The following is a 16,826-nucleotide window of genomic DNA, read 5'->3' as shown; positions in this document are numbered from 1 at the left end:
CCCATGCACACCTGTCTTCGCCGTGCCCGCGTGGCCGCGCTGACCGCCCTCGCGGTCGCGACCCTCGCCGCCTGCTCCGGCTCCGAAACCGACACTACCGCCGTCGAATTGCCTTCGGCCCCAGCCGAACAGCAGTTGGCCGGAACCTGCCCCGACACCGTCGTCGTCCAACTCCAATGGGAACCCGAAACCGATTCCGGCCCCCTCTTCGGCCTGCTCGGACCCGGCTACCGCGTGGACTCCGACAACAACCGGGTCACCGGCCCGCTGGTGGTGGACGGCAAGGACACCGGCGTGGAACTGGAGATCCGCGCGGGCGGCCCGGCCATCGGCTTCCAGACCGTGCCCTCCCAGATGTACGTCGACGACTCCATCACCCTGGGCCTGGCGCACTCCGAACATGCCATCGCCGCGGCCGGGCAGCAGCCGCTGATCGGTGTCACCACCCTGCTGCGCTACAGCCCGCAGCTGCTCATGTGGGATCCGGCGACGCACCCGGACTGGCGGGGCATCGCCGATATCGGCGCATCCGGTGCGCCCATCGTGGTTTCGCAGGGACAGCTGTACCCGGACTGGCTGGTGGCGCGCGGGCTGGTGCGGGCCGAGCAGATCGACGCCTCCTACGACAATTCACCGTCGCGCTTCGTCGCCGATCCGTCCTTCGCCCAGCAGGGCTTCGCCAACTCCGAACCCTACGTCTACGAGCACGAGGTGCGGGCCTGGAACAAGCCGGTGGCCTACCAGCTGCTGCGCGACGTCGGCTACGAGGGCTACGCCCGCACCGTGAACGTGCGCGCCGACAGACTCGACGAACTGCGCCCCTGCCTGCGCCGCCTGGTGCCCATGATCCAAAGGGCGACAGCCGATTTCCGCGCCGATCCCAGCCACGTGAACGAGGTGGTCGTCGATGTGGTCGACAAGAGCGCCAATTTCAGTCCCTACAGCGCCGAACTCGCCGCCTTCGGTTCCCGGGCGCTCATCGACAACGGACTGATCGGCAATGACACCGACGGTGTCATCGGCAGTTTCGACTCCGCGCGGGTGCAGCGGGTCATCGACGAATTCGCCCCCATCCTGCGCCGCGGCGGCGCGAACGTGCCCACCACCCTGACCGCCGCCGACCTGATCACCACCGAATTCCTGGACCGCGGCATCGCGGCCACCGACTGAGCCGACCGAAAGGGTAACCATGACAACCGGATACGACCTGTCCGAAGTCGACCGCGAGAAGCGCATGGGTGGACTCGGCGCGGAGACCGCCCGTGAGATCCGCGTCATCGACCTCACCGACTTCGAGAACCGTCGCACCGAGATCACCGAACAGCTGTGGACCGCCGCCACCGAGATCGGCTTCTTCCAGCTCTCCGGGCACGGTATCCCGCAGTGGCAGCTGGACGACGCCTTCGCCCGCGCCGCGGCCTTCTTCGCGCTGCCGGAATCGGTGAAGGCGCGGTACCCGCTGGTCAAAGCCGACAATGCGGGCTGGGAGAGCTTGACCCAGGTGCGGCCCTCCATCGGCGTGCCCGACCAGAAGGAGTCCTATCAGATCACTCGACCGCATATGGCGAGCCTGTGGCCGACCGAGGCCGAACTGCCCGGATTCGTCTCCGCCATCCTGGATTTCGAGCATCGGTGCTGGAGCGTGGCCATGCGGGTGCTGTCCTGTTTCGCCGACCGGCTCGGGCTGCCGCGCGACCACTTCACCGCCGCGCACGATCCGGAATCGGAGCACTACCAGAGCACCCTGCGACTGCTGCACTACTTCGCCGTTCCCGAGGAACTGCGCGATGTGCCCGGTCGCTGGCGGGCGGGCGCGCACACCGACTTCGACTGCCTCACCCTGCTGTTCCAACGCGACGGGCAGGGCGGGCTCCAGGTCTGCCCCGGCAAGGAGATGGACGAACAAGCATGGACCTCCATCACGCCCTCGTCCTCGCTGATCACCTGCAATATCGGCGATATGCTCACCCGCTGGAGCGATGATCTGCTGCCCTCCAACTTCCATCGGGTGCGCAGTCCGGGCCGCGACGAGTACCAGGGTGAGCGCTACAGCATCGCCTATTTCGCGCAGGCCGACCGCGACGCCGTCATCCAGGGTCCGCGCGGCGTCTACCCGCCCGTGACCGCCGCCGACTTCCTCGCCGAGCGGGTGCGGGCCAACTACCGGCCGCGGATGTAGTTTCGAGCCAGCGAGAAAGGACCCCATGGCCGACGACACCAGCGCCGCCCTGCTCGGCCCCTCGGTACACCGGCAGCTGCGGCAGCTGGTGCTCTCCGGTGAACTGGAACCCGGCGCGCCGCTGAGCGTGCTCGCCCTGTCCGGTCGCCTCGGCGTCAGCCGCAGCCCGGTCCGCGAGGCCGTGCAGCAGCTCATCTACGAGGGTCTGGCCGTGAACGTCCCGCACGCGGGGGCGCGGGTGGCCGTGGTGGACGACGCCCGGATTCGCGATGTGCTGGCCGTGCGCGCGGTGCTCGACGGTCTCGCCGCCGCCGAGGCCGCCACCCGCCTGACCGAAGCCGACCTGGTGCAACTCACCGGCATGCTCGACGCCCAGGCGGACAACCTGCGCGGTGACGCCGACCCGGCCCGCGACACCGCCCTGGACCTGGAATTCCACACCTTCATCCGGGACCGCGCCGGAAACCCCACCCTCGCCGAGGAACTCGCCCGCCTCGAATCCCAGGCCCACCTCTACCGCGGCGACCTGTGGAGCCACGACCGCAACCGCAGCACCGCCCTGCGCGAACACCGCCGCATCGTGGAAGCCCTCGAATCCGGCGACCCCACCCAGTCCCGCGCCGTCGCCGAAGCCCACGTGCGCGGCCTCATCACCCGCCTGCACCGACGCTGACCAGCCGCTCCGGCAGTGCCGCGCCGCCCACGCGGAGACGGTGCGTGATCAGTGTTCACGACCGGGAACCGGAGTCGCTGTGCTGCCGGAGGCGAGGCATGGATCAGGTTGCCTCGCTCGCCGCGCGGCCCGCTCAGTGCGCGTTGCGGTAGGCCGGGGCCTTGCTGGTGGCGGTGGGGGTCAGGGTGCGCAGCAGCGGCAGGGTGCGGCGCGGCACCACCGTGGACAGCACGATCACGCTGTGCGACCGCACCACCGAGGTGGTGCGGTCGATACTCAGCAGCACCGTTTGCAGACCGGCGTGGGAGTCCGCGCCGATACGGCACAGCACATCGCTGGAACCGGTGGTGGCGTACGCTTCCAGCACGCCCGGGATGGCGGCCAGATCGGCGGCCACCGCCTCCAGCGCACCTTGCGCGATCTCCAGGGTGACGAAGGCTTCCACATCGAAACCGGCTGCGCTGACATCGATCTGGGGGTCGTAGGAGGCGATGACCCCGGCCTCCTCCATCCGGGCGATGCGTGACTGCACGGTCGCGCGGGCCACTCGAGTACGGCGGGACAACTCGAGGATGCCCGCCTTCTGATGCTCGTGCATGGCGGTGAGGATGGCCAGGTCCAGCTCGTCCAGCTTGGCGGGAGTGCGTGCCATGGCGGATCTCCGTTCGCAGGGTGTTCTATTCAAATTGTCCAGCACCAACGGCAAGATGGTGACGCAATTCACCAGGGTGTCTACTGAAAATCGCCGATATTGCCCATCAGCGGCCATCGGCCTTTCCTGGTCTCATGAGCATCGAGGCAACCGCCGCACCTGTTCAACCGCCGAATCGGCCCACGGCCACCGACTCACCGCCCGAGGACGAATTGCGTCGCCTCGTCGGTCTGGTGGACCACGACGCGGCCGCCGACCCGTTCCCGGTGCTGGGCTGGGACGCGCTCGTGTGGGTGGTGGGCAACGCCACCCAGGCCGCGCACTATCTGGAATCCGCCTTCGGGCTGCGGTTGGAGGCGTACTCGGGTCCCGAGACCGGCAACCGCGACCACAAGGCGTACGTACTGCGCAGCGGTGGCGTCCGATTCGTCGTCAAGGGGGCGGTGGATCCGGCGAGTTCCCTGGTGGCACACCATGATCGGCACGGGGACGGAGTCGTCGACATCGCGCTCGAGGTCCCGGACGTGGACCGCTGCATCGCCCACGCCCGCGCCCAGGGCGCGACCGTGCTGGTCGAACCGCACGACGAGACAGACGAATTCGGCACGGTGCGTGCCGCGGCCATCGCCACCTACGGCGAGACCCGGCACACCCTGATCGACCGTTCCCGCTACACCGGCCCCTATCTGCCCGGCTATATCGCGCGCACCTCCGGTTACGAACCGCGCCCCGGCGCACCGCGCCGCCTCTTCCAGGCCATCGACCACGTGGTCGGCAACGTGGAGCTGGGGCGCATGGACGAGTGGGTCGAGTTCTACCGCCGCGTCATGGGTTTCGAGAACATGGCCGAATTCGTGGGCGACGATATCGCCACCGACTATTCGGCGCTCATGTCCAAGGTCGTCGCCAACGGCAACCACCGCGTCAAGTTCCCCCTCAACGAACCCGCCGACGGCCCCAAGCGCTCCCAGATCGACGAGTACCTGGAGTTCTACCGGGGCCCGGGCGTCCAGCACATCGCCCTGGCCACGGGTGACATCCTCACCGCCGTGGACTGCCTGCGCCGCGAGGGCATCGAATTCCTCGCCACGCCCGACACCTACTACGAGGACCCGGAACTGCGCGCCCGCATCGGCCACGTCCGCGTCCCCGTGGAAGAGCTCCAGCGTCGCGGCATCCTGGTCGACCGCGACGAAGACGGCTACCTGCTCCAGATCTTCTGCAAACCCGTCACCGACCGCCCCACCGTCTTCTTCGAACTCATCGAACGCCACGGCTCCCTCGGCTTCGGCAAGGGCAACTTCAAGGCCCTCTTCCAGGCCATCGAGCGCGAACAGGAGGCCCGCGGCAACCTCTGATCGGATGCGGCAACGCCGTGGCGAACCGCTCGGACGAGCCGAATCCCGCGATGTCGGTAGAGTTCGTGCCATGCGGATGACGTCGGCGATTGTCACGGGGATGACCTTCGCTCTGCTGCTGTCGGCGTGCGGGGGGAAGCAGGAATCCGATACACCGACCGGGCTGCGCCCACCGCCCAGGGTGGCCACGCTGGGTCCCTTCGTGGGCGAATGCGGCCACGTCACCGACGACGAGGTGCGCGATATCGGCGCCCTCGGCGCGGTGACCCGGGTGTTCAAGAACTCCGTCGGCTGCAACTGGCAGGGCGGCGGGGTCGGCGGCGCGAGCGTCACCTTCGCCTCCTACCGCGGCAGTCCCATCGACCGCGAGAAGGCTTGGGTGGCCAGCGTCGGTCGCGATCCGGAGACCATCGAGGTCGGCGGCAAGACCGGCTTCCAGGCCCTGGACCCCAGCAACCGGGTGTGCGACCTGGCGGTGCAGCTGGACGACGACTTCTTCGAATGGTCCATCTCCTACGGCCTGTTCGGCAGCGAGGGGCTCGGCAATCCGTGCGACCGCAGCCGCCGACTGGCCGAACTGACCGTGCAGCGACTCGGATGAGGGGCAACGGCATGAGAGGCGGCGGCATGACGGGCGGTGGCACGGCGCGCACGCGCGGACGGCGCGGCATCCGGCTCACCGGTGCGGCGCTGGCCGCCCTGGCGCTCACCGCGACCCTCGCCGGCTGCGGCCGGACCATCGAGGGCACCGCCCTCCCGGCGGGCGGTACCACCGGCGACGGCGGCGGGCGCATCAACACCAACTTCGACAAGCTGCTGCGCGAATGCGAGGTGGTCTCGCTGGAGGACATCGGCAAGACCGTCGGCGAGGGCACCTACGTGAACCCGTCCTTCAACGGGGCGGTCTGCATGTGGGATCTGGACGGCGGTTCCTCGGGCAGCGGCATGGTGACGCTCAGCTGGTACGAGCTCGGGTCGCTGGCCAACGAGAAGAAGAACAACGAGCGCCTCGGCTATGTGACCAACGACATCACCGTGCAGGGGCGTCGATCGCTGGAGACGCGGCGGCCGAACGACCCCGATTCGTGCGGTGTGTTCGCCCCGGCCGCGGATGCCGGAATCGTGGGCTGGTGGGTGAACTACCGTGCGGGAGGGTCACATCCGGATCCCTGCGAGGCCGCGCGCAAGCTGGTGGAGCTCACCTTGAACCTGGCCCGCTAGTCGATCTACCTGCCCGCGTCCATACCACTCCGGGACCCCGTTTTTGCTCCCGGAAACGCCGGCGGGTATCGTGGATCGCTGTGCCCGGAAGCATGCGGGCAGGTTCGTGCGCAGTACGTAGGCCAGCGAGAGCGGCTGACCGGTTCAGCGTGCCCTGAACAGGGCGTGTAAGCTGCGCACGACACGCCCGACCTCGTGACAACGAAATGTCGCGGGAACTGGGCGGAAAGCTCGAATGACCGCGGCGTGAACGACGGGTCCGGAGGCGGCAGCCTGCGTAACCACGGAGGCCCCGGGCGCGCCGCAAATGAATACAGACATGAAGTTCCAGACACCTGGTTACTAATAAGGAAAGCCGGTCTATGCCAACCATCAACCAGCTGGTCCGCAAGGGTCGCCGCGACAAGGTCGCCAAGACCAAGACTGCGGCCCTCAAGGGGAGCCCGCAGCGTCGTGGCGTGTGCACCCGCGTGTACACCACGACCCCGAAGAAGCCGAACTCGGCGCTCCGCAAGGTCGCCCGTGTTCGCCTGACCAGCCAGGTCGAGGTCACGGCTTACATCCCCGGTGAGGGTCACAACCTGCAGGAGCACTCGATGGTGCTCGTTCGCGGCGGTCGTGTGAAGGACCTCCCGGGTGTGCGCTACAAGATCATCCGCGGTTCCCTCGACACCCAGGGTGTGAAGAACCGCAAGCAGGCCCGCAGCCGCTACGGCGCCAAGAAGGAGAAGAGCTGATATGCCGCGCAAGGGCCCCGCTCCCAAGCGTCCGCTGATCAACGACCCGGTCTACGGCTCCCCGCTGGTGACCCAGCTGGTCAACAAGATCCTCCTGGACGGCAAGAAGTCGACCGCCGAGCGCATCGTCTACGGTGCCCTCGAGCAGGCTCGCGAGAAGACCGGCACCGATCCGGTCGTGACCCTCAAGCGCGCGCTGGACAACGTCAAGCCGTCGCTCGAGGTCAAGCCCCGCCGCGTCGGTGGCGCCACCTACCAGGTGCCGGTCGAGGTCCGTCCGGGCCGCGCCAACACCCTGGCGCTGCGCTGGCTGGTCAACTTCTCGCGCGCCCGTCGCGAGAAGACCATGGTCGAGCGTCTGGCGAACGAGCTCCTCGACGCCAGCAACGGCCTGGGCGCTTCGGTGAAGCGTCGCGAGGACACCCACAAGATGGCCGAGTCCAACCGGGCCTTCGCGCACTACCGCTGGTGATCCGGTGCCCGGCGATGCCCGGGCGTCGAGTCACGGTCCGGCGCGGCACTTCGCGGTCGCGCCGGACGTTGAGACAGAGATGACCCGGAGCAAAGCCAGGGTCGCACCCGAAGATCCCACTAGCTAAGAGCGGGGAAGATTTCCGTGGCACAGGACGTGCTCACCGACCTGAACAAGGTCCGCAACATCGGCATCATGGCCCACATCGATGCCGGTAAGACGACGACCACCGAACGCATCCTCTTCTACACCGGTATCACCTACAAGATCGGTGAGGTGCACGACGGCGCCGCCACCATGGACTGGATGGCGCAGGAGCAGGAACGCGGCATCACCATCACGTCGGCCGCGACGACCTGTTTCTGGAAAGACAACCAGATCAACATCATCGACACCCCGGGTCACGTCGACTTCACCGTCGAGGTGGAGCGCTCGCTGCGCGTGCTCGACGGTGCCGTCGCCGTCTTCGACGGCAAGGAGGGTGTCGAGCCCCAGTCCGAGCAGGTGTGGCGGCAGGCGGACAAGTACGACGTGCCGCGTATCTGCTTCGTCAACAAGATGGACAAGCTGGGCGCGGACTTCTACTTCACCGTCCAGACCATCAAGGACCGCCTGGGCGCCAAGCCGCTGGTCCTGCAGCTGCCGATCGGCGCCGAGGACACCTTCGAGGGCGTCGTCGACCTGGTCGAGATGAACGCCAAGGTCTGGAAGGGCGAGACCAAGCTCGGCGAGCAGTACGAGGTCGTCGAGATCCCGGCCGACCTGGCCGAGAAGGCCGAGCAGTACCGCCAGGAGCTGCTCGAGACCGTCGCCGAGTCCGATGAGGCGCTGCTGGAGAAGTTCTTCGGCGGCGAGGAGCTCTCCATCGAGGAGATCAAGGGCGCGATTCGCAAGATGACCGTCAACTCCGAGCTCTACCCGGTGCTGTGCGGTTCGGCGTTCAAGAACAAGGGCGTGCAGCCCATGCTCGACGCCGTGATCGACTACCTGCCGAACCCGCTGGACGACGGTGGCACCGACGGCCACGTCCCGGGTAAGGAAGAGGAGATCCTGCACCGCGACGCGAGCGTCACCGAGCCGTTCGCCGCGCTGGCGTTCAAGGTCGCCACCCACCCGTTCTTCGGCAAGCTGACCTACGTCCGGGTGTACTCGGGCAAGGTCGACTCCGGCGCCCAGGTCATCAACTCGACCAAGGGCAAGAAGGAGCGTCTGGGCAAGCTGTTCCAGATGCACTCCAACAAGGAGAACCCGGTCACCGAGGCCCAGGCCGGCCACATCTACGCGGTCATCGGCCTGAAGGACACCACGACCGGCGACACCCTGTGCGATCCGCAGAACCAGATCGTGCTGGAGTCCATGACCTTCCCGGATCCGGTCATCGAGGTGGCCATCGAGCCGAAGACCAAGGCCGACCAGGAGAAGCTGGGCACCGCCATCCAGAAGTTCGCGGAGGAGGACCCCACCTTCAACGTGAAGCTGGATCAGGAGACCGGCCAGACCGTCATCGGCGGCATGGGCGAGCTCCAGCTCGATATCTACGTCGACCGCATGAAGCGCGAATTCAAGGTCGAGGCGAATATCGGCAAGCCGCAGGTGGCCTACCGCGAGACCATCACCAAGCCGGTCGAGAAGCACGAGTACACCCACAAGAAGCAGACCGGTGGTTCGGGTCAGTTCGCCCGTGTCATCATCGGCCTGGAGCCCTTCACGGGTGAGGACGGCGCGACCTACGAGTTCGAGAACAAGGTCACCGGTGGCCGCGTTCCGCGCGAGTACATCCCGTCGGTCGACGCCGGTATCCAGGACGCCATGCAGTACGGTGTGCTCGCCGGCTTCCCGCTGGTCAACGTCAAGGCCCTGCTGCTGGACGGCGCTTACCACGAGGTCGACTCGTCGGAAATGGCGTTCAAGATCGCGGGTGCGCAGGCCCTCAAGGAAGCGGCCCGCAAGGCCGGTCCGGTGATCCTCGAGCCCATGATGGCTGTCGAGGTCACCACGCCCGAGGACTACATGGGCGAAGTGATCGGCGACCTGAACTCCCGCCGTGGCCAGATCCAGGCCATGGAGGAACGCAGTGGTGCCCGTGTCGTCAAGGCGCTGGTTCCGCTCTCGGAGATGTTCGGCTACATCGGTGACCTGCGGTCGAAGACCCAGGGCCGGGCCAACTTCTCCATGGTGTTCGATTCGTACGCGGAGGTTCCGGCCAACGTGTCGAAGGAGATCATCGCCAAGGCGACCGGCGAGTAGTTCGCTGCCGGGGCGGATTCGCGAGTATCCGCCCCGAGTCGGTCGGCTGAACGACCCCCTGTAAGAAAAACAACGCACTGCTGCAAAGCAACGCACTACTAGTCCAGGAGGACAACAGTGGCGAAGGCGAAGTTCGAGCGGACGAAGCCCCACGTCAACATCGGCACCATCGGTCACGTCGACCACGGCAAGACCACGCTGACGGCGGCCATCACCAAGGTGCTGCACGACAAGTACCCGGACCTGAACCAGAGCTTCGCGTTCGACCAGATCGACAAGGCTCCGGAGGAGAAGGCTCGTGGTATCACGATCAACATCTCCCACGTCGAGTACCAGACCGAGAAGCGGCACTACGCCCACGTCGACGCCCCCGGTCACGCCGACTACATCAAGAACATGATCACCGGTGCCGCCCAGATGGACGGCGCGATCCTGGTCGTGGCGGCCACCGACGGCCCGATGCCGCAGACCCGTGAGCACGTGCTGCTCGCCCGTCAGGTCGGCGTGCCCTACATCCTGGTCGCGCTGAACAAGGCCGACATGGTCGACGACGAGGAAATCCTCGAGCTCGTCGAGATGGAGGTCCGCGAGCTGCTGGCCTCGCAGGAGTTCGACGAGGACGCCCCGGTCGTGCGCGTCTCCGGCCTGAAGGCCCTCGAGGGCGACGAGAAGTGGGCGCAGTCCGTCATGGACCTGATGAACGCCGTCGACGAGTCGATCCCGGACCCGGTCCGTGAGACCGACAAGCCGTTCCTCATGCCGATCGAGGACGTCTTCACCATCACCGGTCGTGGCACCGTGGTGACCGGTCGTGTCGAGCGCGGCATCATCAACGTGAACGAAGAGGTCGAGATCGTGGGTATCCGCGAGAAGTCGACCAAGACCACCATCACGGGCATCGAGATGTTCCGCAAGCTGCTCGACCAGGGCCAGGCGGGCGACAACGTCGGTCTGCTGGTCCGTGGTATCAAGCGCGAGGACGTGGAGCGCGGCCAGGTCGTCATCAAGCCGGGCACCACCACCCCGCACACCGAGTTCGAGGGCCAGGCGTACATCCTGTCGAAGGACGAGGGCGGCCGCCACACCCCGTTCTTCAACAACTACCGCCCGCAGTTCTACTTCCGCACCACCGACGTGACCGGCGTCGTGACCCTCCCCGAGGGCACCGAGATGGTCATGCCGGGCGACAACACCGAGATGAGCGTCAAGCTCATCCAGCCGATCGCCATGGAAGAGGGCCTGCGCTTCGCGATCCGTGAGGGTGGCCGCACCGTCGGTGCCGGTCGCGTCACCAAGATCATCAAGTGATTCGCTGAATCACCGGTAGACGGCGTCGCTCCGAAAGGAGCGGCGCCGTTTGCGTTTCACGGGCGGTCGTCCTCGTCCACCCAATCGGCGACCACGGTGCCCGAGACCATGCCGTCGGAACCGGGCAGCACGGTGGTGGGTCGTTCGTCCTCGTAGGCTTCCGCGATTTCGGCGGCGCGTCGGCGATGTTTGTCCTCGACCTCCGGTTCCGGAACGATCAGCCGCTCATCCTGTTTCGCGGATTTCTCCTGAATCCGCTGTTCCTCTTCGGTATTCATGCCGCAGATCTGCCCGCTGTCGGGCTGGTCAAACCGGGTGCGGACCGACAGCGCGCGCGTGCGCGGCGGAAGCGGCTATCCCGGCAGCGGTGCGGGCACCGCGCCCAGCATCCGACCGGAGTCGAAAGTGGCGGCGGCGGGAGGCAATTCACCCGGACGCCCGCTGGCGAGGACGCGGACCGTACCGGTGCCCGCGGTGGGGCGGCCCAGGGCGTCCATGCGGCGCAGGGTCTGGCCCGCGACGGCCTCGGCGCTGTCGAAGATGCGCACACCCCGGGGGAGGGCGGCGAGGATGGCATCGAGAACCAGCGGGTAGTGGGTGCAACCGAGCACGATGCCCTCGGTGCCCGCCGGGGTGCGCTCGGCGGCGCTGGCGATGGCGCGTTCGATGGCGGGCAGGTCGCCGCGGTCGATGGCGTCGGCGAGCCCGTGACAGGCCACACCCGTGACCTCGGCGTTCCCGCCGAAGCGGGCGATGAGATCGGCCTGGTAGGCGCTGGCCGTGGTGGCGGCGGTCGCCCAGACCGCCACCTTCGAGCAGGCCGCGGCGGCGGGTTTGATGGCCGGGACGGTGCCGATCACCGGCACCCCGGCACCGACCTCGGCGCGCACGTGTTCCAGCGCCGTCACGCTGGCCGTATTACAGGGCAGCACAATGACTTCCGCGCCCTCGCGCAAGGAGGTACGCGCGGTGTCGAGCACCCGGTCGATGACCCACTGCTCGGGCTTGGGCCCCCACGGGGCCCCGTCGGGATCCATCTGCAACAGCAGATCCAGGTCGGGCCGCAGCTTCCGCAACCACGCACCCGTGGGCAGCATGCCCAGGCCCGAATCGATGAGCGCGACGATCACCCCTGCCACGGTAATGAATGCGGCGCGGGCGGTGCGAATCGCGTCCGGCGAACAGCGCGAAACCGGTGCACGGGCCAATTCGGGAACCGGCTCCGGCCGAGGCGCTCGAGCAGCGGTGGCGCATCGGAGCCCGCGAAGCGGCGGGTCGGCGGTACCGCTATCGCGGTGAGTCCGACCGCGGGTATGGCGAACCCTCCCATGTCGGGGCCGATTCCGGGCGGCTGCGGTCGCGCCGTCGCGGAGGCGAACAGCGTCGGCTCAGCTCACGGGCTGGGTTTCGGTGAGCCGTGCGCGCATCTTCATGACCTTGCCGGTCATGCCCGCCCCGACCACGGCCACCAGTTCCCCACTCCGGAAGTAGTGCGCGAGGAACTTGCGGCCCTGATCCTCGATGATCCGGACCTCGTCGGCCGACGCGGGCAGTCCGAGCACCTGGATCTTCAGGTCGTACTGGTCGCTCCACACGTACGGCACGTGCGGTGGGGGCAGTTCGGCTCCCAGTAGCGCGCAGGCCAGCGTCTTGGCCTGCTCCCCGGCATTGGTCCAGTGCTCGACGCGCTTGTTGCGCCCGCTTCGGTGCGGCCAGGCGGCCACGTCGCCCACGGCCCAGACCCCGTCCACCGCGGTCCGTCCGGTCTCGTCGCTGATGACGCCGCCACCCTCGGCGGGATCGGCGAGCGGAATGCCGGACCCGGCGAGCCAGTCGGTCGCCGGAATCGAGCCGATGCCGATGACCACCAGATCGGCGTCGAGCGTGGATCCGTCGGAGCATCGCACGCCGCGCACGGCATCGTCCTCGACGAGCAGCCCCGCCACTCCGGTGCCGCAGCGCACGTCCACGCCCTCGGCCCGATGCAGCCGCGCCACCAGTTCGCCGACCTCGGTGCCGAGTGCGGCGGCCAGCGGCGTCGGCTGCGGTTCCACCAGCGTCACCGCCACGCCGTGGGCGCGGAAGCTGGCCGCCAGTTCGCATCCGATGAAACCACCGCCTACCACCACGGCCTGTCGGGCCTCGGTGAGGTGGGCGCGCAGTCGGGCCGCGTCGGCGTGCGAGCGCAGCACGTGCACCCCGGTCGCCTCGGGCAGGCCCGGAATCCGCCGGGGTCGCAGACCGGTGGCGAGGACGAGCTGGTCGTAGTCGAGGGTGGAGCCGTCGGCCAGGGTCACCTGTCGCGCCGCGGTGTCCACGCCGGTCACGGCCGTGCCCAGACGCAGGTCGATGCGCTGCTCGGCGTAGAACTCGACCGGTCGCAGCGCGGTGTCGTCGGTCTGGCCGCGTACGAACTGCTTGGACAGCGGCGGCCGGTCGTAGGGTGCCCGGTCCTCGTCGCCGATGAGGGTGAGTTCCCCCTCATAACCCGCTCGGCGCAGTTCCTCGGCCGTCCGGAGCCCCGCCAGCCCCGCGCCAACGATTAGAACGTGTTCCACCGATTGCGACATAGAGGCAACCCTAACCTTTTCGGGTCACCGCGGAGGTTCGGTTGTGTCGGGCACCACATCCAGATCGCTCCCGAATCGTATCCGCACATTTATTGATCGGGCGGTCAATCAGGATTAGAACGAAAGAAGGATAACCACAGCCTTGAAGGAGGCACATCATGTTCACCGACAGCCGTGCACAGGACGCGGTAGCCGTCGTCCTCGGAGCCATCGCGGCCCTGTCGCCCATCTGGGTGGATACCAGCAACCGGGCGATGTGGACGTTGATCGTCCTCGGCGTCCTGATCGCCGCCACCGGCCTGGCGCAGCTCGCCAAGGTCGCCGGTGCCACCGCCGACTACGCCATGGCCGTGCTGGGCGCGCTGCTGTTCCTCTCCCCGTGGGTGATGAACTTCAGCTCCTACACCAACGCGTCGTGGACGGCGTGGATCGTGGGCGTATTGACCGTCGTGGTCGCCTTGGCGGCGCTTCCACAGGTCGCGGGACGCATGCATACGGCACACTGATACACATGCCTGAACCGCGAGCGGGGCGTCGCCGCAGCCGCAAGGTCGACGGTGACGCCCGTCAGCTCATCCTGGATGCCGCCGAAAAGCTGTTCGCGGCACAGGGCTTCGACGCGACCCCCACCGCCGCCATCGCCGCGGCCGCGGGTGTACCCAAGGGTCTCGTCTTCTACTACTTCCCCACGAAGGAAGCGATCCTCACCGCCTTGATGACCGAACGGGTGCCCGCTCGGCCGATCGAGGACATCGCCGCGGTGATCGCCCCCGGCGATCCGGCCACCAGCCTGGTGAACCTGGATGCCGCGCTGAACCTGCGCGACCACCACTCCTCTGTGCTCCGCGTGATCATGTGGCGCGAGGCCGATACCCATCCGGACGTCCGTAAGCAGTTGCGCTCCATGCGTGATCAGCTGTTGGACGTGACCGCCCGGGTATTGCAGGCCAGCGCGCCCGGACCGGTCAAACCCGGAACGCTGCGCGCCTGCGCGGCGGCCTGGGTGTCGGCCATGTTCGCCATCGCCAGTACCGACCGCCTGCACGCGCTGGACGGTATGACGCTGCCGACCGCCGAGGAAGTGCTCAATGTGGCACAGGTGGTGGCGGCGGGCATGACCCAGTTGGGTTGAACTGGCGATATCCATTCCATCCCCAAAATTGTTGTTCGCAAAACGGATTCGTCTCAGCCCCGGAGCGCGGGGTTCACGGCGGCCCGGTAAGAATGTCGGCCATGGATGCCGACTACACCTCCGACCTGGGGCACTCACTGACCTCCCGGTCCGAGAACTACCGCCTCACCCACCCCGATACCTCGGACTCACGGTATGCGGCGAATTCGACGCTGACCGGCGTAGACACTGGCGGACACGCCGCGCTCGGACGCCTGAGCCCGCCCGAGGCCCCCGCGCAGTGGAGCAACTCCGGCAGCCACCGCACCGCCGAACCCGAATCCGCCCAGCAGAATTCGCGCTCCGCCGACTTCCGCTCGGAGTTCGCCGCCCCGATCAACGGCAGCGCTTCCGCGACCGCGCCGACGGCGTTCGGTGGCAGCGCGCCCACCACCGGAAGTCCGGCGCTCAGCGGTGGTTCGCGTGGTACGGGGGATTCGGCGTTCGGCGGTGGTTCGCGCACCACCGGGGATTCGGCATACGGCGGCAGTGCGCCAACCACGGGGGACTCTGCCTTCGGCGGTAGCGCGCCCACCGGGAATTCCGCCTTCGGCGGTAGCGCGCCCGCCACCGAGAACTCCGCCTTCGGCGGAAGTGCCCCCGCCACCGGGAATTCGGCCTTCGGCGGCGGCACCCCGACTGCCGCGGGTGCGGCGTTCATCGCGGGCGGCGACAATGGCACCGCATCCGGTGCGGGGGGAACAGCACCCGCCGCGGCGGTCCGGGAGACCTCCACCCCCGGTGGTTCCCACGCCGCGCCGACATCGGCCGACCGGCCCACTCGTGCGCGCGAGCGCCAGGCCGCCGCGGCCTCCGGCGCGACCGTGGAGCCGCAGCACGTCATGCGACTGCTGCTGGCCAGCCACGAACTCGACACCGCCGCGACCGGAGCCGAGGCCGGTGAGGTCGGCGTCGCCGAGCTGGCCCGCGCCGCCCACCGCACCCGCGCCGCCGCCGTGGAACTCGTATCCGCCTGGTACGGAGGGGCGGACCAGATGCGAAATTTCGCTGAGGCGCTGTTACAGGCCGCGTCGGAAGGCGCAGGCAGGCACTAGCGCGGGTCGACCCGTCGCCCACGGCACCTCGCCGGGATCGCGGGCGCCGGTTCGGGAGGTTGCCACCACCGCGTTTCGGACGCCGTGGCTGCCGCCGCTGTCGGGGCGCAGCAGGCGGATGCGCCTTCTGCCGACCGGCCAGGAACCCGACACCGGCACGTCACCGATGTCGAGTCCGGGACAGCTGTCGTGGCTGATCTGCTCGTGCGCACCCGCGCCGCCATGGACCGCGTGTCCGAATGGCGCACCGGGGGCCGGATCCGATGGCCGTACCATCCGGATATGGGCGCATTGACGGCGGAAGCGGTGCGGACAGCGCTGGCGGAGGTCGCCGATCCCGCGGATGCGGCGCAGCTACAGCGGTTCTTCAAGACGGGGCCGGGGGAGTACGGGGAGGGTGACGTCTTCATCGGGGTGCGGGTGCCGCAGACCCGCAAGGTCGCGAAACAGTTCGGGGGACTGCCACTGTCGGAGATCGACCGGCTACTGGACAGCGCGGTGCACGAGCACCGACTGGCGGCGCTGGTGATCCTGAACGCGCGGATGGCGAAAGCATCGCGGGTGCGCACGGGCAGCGCCGCGGAGCAGCGCGCGATCGTCGAACTGTATCTGGCCGCCATGCGGCGGGGGCGGATCAACAATTGGGATCTGGTCGACACCTCGGCCGAGCACATTCTCGGACCGTGGTTGCTGGAGCAGCCGCGGGATCCGCTGTACGAGCTGGCGGCGTCGGATTCGCTGTGGGAGCGGCGAATCGCACTGCTGACCACCTTCGCCTTCATCAAGGCGGGCGATGCGAGTACCACGCTGGAGCTGTGTGAGCGCCTGCTGTCCGACCGCCGCGACCTGATCCAGAAGGCCGTCGGGTGGATGCTGCGGGAGGTCGGCAAGCGAGTGGAACCGACCGCCCTCATCGACTTCCTGGAGAGGCACGCCGCCGACATGGGCCGCACCGCACTGAGTTACGCCACCGAGCACCTCACCGCCGACCAGCGCGCGCACTACCGAGCGCGGCGCTGACGGCCGCTCGCCTCGAACGCACCTCCCGGCCACCGAACCGCCCGATGGTCGCGTGGACGTCGGTCGCCGAACGCCACAGTGGTCGCGTGTGGGTGTCGGGCCGCCGAACTCCCCGATGGTCGCGTGTGGGTGTCGGGTCGCCGAACTCCCCGGTGATCGCGTG

18 protein-coding genes are annotated in these 16,826 nt (G+C 68.1%); 14 read left to right on the top strand and 4 right to left on the bottom strand.

What is annotated here, in order from left to right; genetic code table 11:
- Window positions 1-3 precede the first annotated feature (3 nt).
- Genes QJS31_RS14690 through QJS31_RS14680 form a run of 3 tightly spaced genes read left to right on the top strand, consistent with a single transcriptional unit; the run spans window position 4 to window position 2,852 of the window.
- The gene (locus QJS31_RS14690) at window positions 4-1,170 is read left to right on the top strand and encodes a nitrate ABC transporter substrate-binding protein (RefSeq protein ID WP_282781391.1); all 1,167 of its coding nucleotides are present in this window, start codon (window positions 4-6) and stop codon (window positions 1,168-1,170) included.
- A gap of 19 nt (window positions 1,171-1,189) precedes the next feature.
- Window positions 1,190-2,179 carry an isopenicillin N synthase family oxygenase gene (locus tag QJS31_RS14685; RefSeq protein WP_306356952.1) on the top strand — a complete coding sequence of 330 codons (990 nt, stop codon included), beginning with the start codon at window positions 1,190-1,192 and terminating at the stop codon, window positions 2,177-2,179.
- Between the two features lie 25 nt (window positions 2,180-2,204).
- Window positions 2,205-2,852 carry a GntR family transcriptional regulator gene (locus QJS31_RS14680; protein ID WP_282781395.1) on the top strand — a complete coding sequence of 216 codons (648 nt, stop codon included), beginning with the start codon at window positions 2,205-2,207 and terminating at the stop codon, window positions 2,850-2,852.
- Between the two features lie 133 nt (window positions 2,853-2,985).
- Here QJS31_RS14680 and QJS31_RS14675 read toward each other — a convergent pair whose 3' ends face one another.
- Window positions 2,986-3,504 carry an Lrp/AsnC family transcriptional regulator gene (locus tag QJS31_RS14675; protein WP_029933051.1) on the bottom strand — a complete coding sequence of 173 codons (519 nt, stop codon included), beginning with the start codon at window positions 3,502-3,504 and terminating at the stop codon, window positions 2,986-2,988.
- Between the two features lie 134 nt (window positions 3,505-3,638).
- Between QJS31_RS14675 and hppD the strand changes: the two genes are divergently transcribed.
- From hppD to tuf, 7 genes are all read left to right on the top strand, one after another.
- Window positions 3,639-4,862 carry a 4-hydroxyphenylpyruvate dioxygenase gene (gene hppD, locus QJS31_RS14670; protein WP_306356951.1) on the top strand — a complete coding sequence of 408 codons (1,224 nt, stop codon included), beginning with the start codon at window positions 3,639-3,641 and terminating at the stop codon, window positions 4,860-4,862.
- A gap of 70 nt (window positions 4,863-4,932) precedes the next feature.
- Window positions 4,933-5,463 (top strand): DUF3558 domain-containing protein, encoded by a 531-nt coding sequence (locus tag QJS31_RS14665; RefSeq protein ID WP_282781399.1) that lies wholly within the window; start codon window positions 4,933-4,935, stop codon window positions 5,461-5,463.
- A gap of 26 nt (window positions 5,464-5,489) precedes the next feature.
- Window positions 5,490-6,083: a DUF3558 domain-containing protein gene (locus tag QJS31_RS14660; RefSeq protein WP_282781400.1), complete on the top strand. Its 594-nt coding sequence runs from the start codon at window positions 5,490-5,492 to the stop codon at window positions 6,081-6,083.
- A gap of 362 nt (window positions 6,084-6,445) precedes the next feature.
- Window positions 6,446-6,820 carry a 30S ribosomal protein S12 gene (gene rpsL, locus QJS31_RS14655; protein WP_011211612.1) on the top strand — a complete coding sequence of 125 codons (375 nt, stop codon included), beginning with the start codon at window positions 6,446-6,448 and terminating at the stop codon, window positions 6,818-6,820.
- Window position 6,821: 1 nt separating this feature from the next.
- Window positions 6,822-7,292 (top strand): 30S ribosomal protein S7, encoded by a 471-nt coding sequence (gene rpsG, locus QJS31_RS14650; RefSeq protein ID WP_014353063.1) that lies wholly within the window; start codon window positions 6,822-6,824, stop codon window positions 7,290-7,292.
- Window positions 7,293-7,436: 144 nt separating this feature from the next.
- Window positions 7,437-9,539: an elongation factor G gene (gene fusA, locus QJS31_RS14645; protein WP_039817451.1), complete on the top strand. Its 2,103-nt coding sequence runs from the start codon at window positions 7,437-7,439 to the stop codon at window positions 9,537-9,539.
- A 117-nt stretch (window positions 9,540-9,656) separates the two neighbouring features.
- Window positions 9,657-10,847, top strand: coding sequence for an elongation factor Tu (tuf, locus tag QJS31_RS14640; RefSeq protein ID WP_029933056.1), 1,191 nt, complete (start codon window positions 9,657-9,659; stop codon window positions 10,845-10,847).
- 56 nt (window positions 10,848-10,903) lie between these two features.
- On the opposite strand, the gene QJS31_RS14635 is transcribed toward tuf, so the two are convergent.
- From QJS31_RS14635 to QJS31_RS14625, 3 genes are all read right to left on the bottom strand, one after another.
- Window positions 10,904-11,125 (bottom strand): hypothetical protein, encoded by a 222-nt coding sequence (locus tag QJS31_RS14635; RefSeq protein WP_282781415.1) that lies wholly within the window; start codon window positions 11,123-11,125, stop codon window positions 10,904-10,906.
- A gap of 75 nt (window positions 11,126-11,200) precedes the next feature.
- Complete coding sequence (locus QJS31_RS14630) at window positions 11,201-11,977, bottom strand: glutamate racemase (protein ID WP_306356950.1); 777 nt, start codon at window positions 11,975-11,977, stop codon at window positions 11,201-11,203.
- A gap of 258 nt (window positions 11,978-12,235) precedes the next feature.
- Window positions 12,236-13,417 carry an NAD(P)/FAD-dependent oxidoreductase gene (locus QJS31_RS14625; RefSeq protein ID WP_306356949.1) on the bottom strand — a complete coding sequence of 394 codons (1,182 nt, stop codon included), beginning with the start codon at window positions 13,415-13,417 and terminating at the stop codon, window positions 12,236-12,238.
- A gap of 158 nt (window positions 13,418-13,575) precedes the next feature.
- Here QJS31_RS14625 and QJS31_RS14620 point away from each other — a divergent pair, with 158 nt between their 5' ends.
- The 4 genes from QJS31_RS14620 (at window position 13,576) to QJS31_RS14605 (ending at window position 16,663) form a co-directional block, all read left to right on the top strand.
- A complete protein-coding gene (locus QJS31_RS14620; protein ID WP_029933060.1) occupies window positions 13,576-13,923 on the top strand; it encodes an SPW repeat protein in 348 nt (115 codons plus the stop codon).
- A 5-nt stretch (window positions 13,924-13,928) separates the two neighbouring features.
- The gene (locus QJS31_RS14615) at window positions 13,929-14,549 is read left to right on the top strand and encodes a TetR/AcrR family transcriptional regulator (protein WP_029933061.1); all 621 of its coding nucleotides are present in this window, start codon (window positions 13,929-13,931) and stop codon (window positions 14,547-14,549) included.
- A 101-nt stretch (window positions 14,550-14,650) separates the two neighbouring features.
- Window positions 14,651-15,643: a hypothetical protein gene (locus QJS31_RS14610; protein WP_306356948.1), complete on the top strand. Its 993-nt coding sequence runs from the start codon at window positions 14,651-14,653 to the stop codon at window positions 15,641-15,643.
- 282 nt (window positions 15,644-15,925) lie between these two features.
- Entirely contained in the window at window positions 15,926-16,663 is a 738-nt protein-coding gene (locus QJS31_RS14605; RefSeq protein ID WP_306357046.1) for a DNA alkylation repair protein, read from the top strand.
- Window positions 16,664-16,826: the final 163 nt, after the last annotated feature.

Source organism: Nocardia sp. CC213A (assembly GCF_030766805.1).
Taxonomy (GTDB): domain Bacteria; phylum Actinomycetota; class Actinomycetes; order Mycobacteriales; family Mycobacteriaceae; genus Nocardia; species Nocardia otitidiscaviarum.
The sequence above is the reverse complement of the archived record's forward strand: the minus strand, read 5'-3'. Positions and strand labels throughout refer to the sequence as shown.

What these genes read in the sequence shown, in the direction of transcription:
- QJS31_RS14690 (WP_282781391.1), top strand. Translation starts at nt 4, where the DNA reads ATGCACACCTGTCTTCGCCGTGCCCGCGTGGCCGCGCTGACCGCCCTC.
- QJS31_RS14685 (WP_306356952.1), top strand. Translation starts at nt 1,190, where the DNA reads ATGACAACCGGATACGACCTGTCCGAAGTCGACCGCGAGAAGCGCATG.
- QJS31_RS14680 (WP_282781395.1), top strand. Translation starts at nt 2,205, where the DNA reads ATGGCCGACGACACCAGCGCCGCCCTGCTCGGCCCCTCGGTACACCGG.
- QJS31_RS14675 (WP_029933051.1), bottom strand. Translation starts at nt 3,504, where the DNA reads ATGGCACGCACTCCCGCCAAGCTGGACGAGCTGGACCTGGCCATCCTC.
- hppD (WP_306356951.1), top strand. Translation starts at nt 3,639, where the DNA reads ATGAGCATCGAGGCAACCGCCGCACCTGTTCAACCGCCGAATCGGCCC.
- QJS31_RS14665 (WP_282781399.1), top strand. Translation starts at nt 4,933, where the DNA reads ATGCGGATGACGTCGGCGATTGTCACGGGGATGACCTTCGCTCTGCTG.
- QJS31_RS14660 (WP_282781400.1), top strand. Translation starts at nt 5,490, where the DNA reads ATGACGGGCGGTGGCACGGCGCGCACGCGCGGACGGCGCGGCATCCGG.
- rpsL (WP_011211612.1), top strand. Translation starts at nt 6,446, where the DNA reads ATGCCAACCATCAACCAGCTGGTCCGCAAGGGTCGCCGCGACAAGGTC.
- rpsG (WP_014353063.1), top strand. Translation starts at nt 6,822, where the DNA reads ATGCCGCGCAAGGGCCCCGCTCCCAAGCGTCCGCTGATCAACGACCCG.
- QJS31_RS14635 (WP_282781415.1), bottom strand. Translation starts at nt 11,125, where the DNA reads ATGAATACCGAAGAGGAACAGCGGATTCAGGAGAAATCCGCGAAACAG.
- QJS31_RS14625 (WP_306356949.1), bottom strand. Translation starts at nt 13,417, where the DNA reads ATGTCGCAATCGGTGGAACACGTTCTAATCGTTGGCGCGGGGCTGGCG.
- QJS31_RS14620 (WP_029933060.1), top strand. Translation starts at nt 13,576, where the DNA reads ATGTTCACCGACAGCCGTGCACAGGACGCGGTAGCCGTCGTCCTCGGA.
- QJS31_RS14615 (WP_029933061.1), top strand. Translation starts at nt 13,929, where the DNA reads ATGCCTGAACCGCGAGCGGGGCGTCGCCGCAGCCGCAAGGTCGACGGT.
- QJS31_RS14610 (WP_306356948.1), top strand. Translation starts at nt 14,651, where the DNA reads ATGGATGCCGACTACACCTCCGACCTGGGGCACTCACTGACCTCCCGG.
- QJS31_RS14605 (WP_306357046.1), top strand. Translation starts at nt 15,926, where the DNA reads ATGGGCGCATTGACGGCGGAAGCGGTGCGGACAGCGCTGGCGGAGGTC.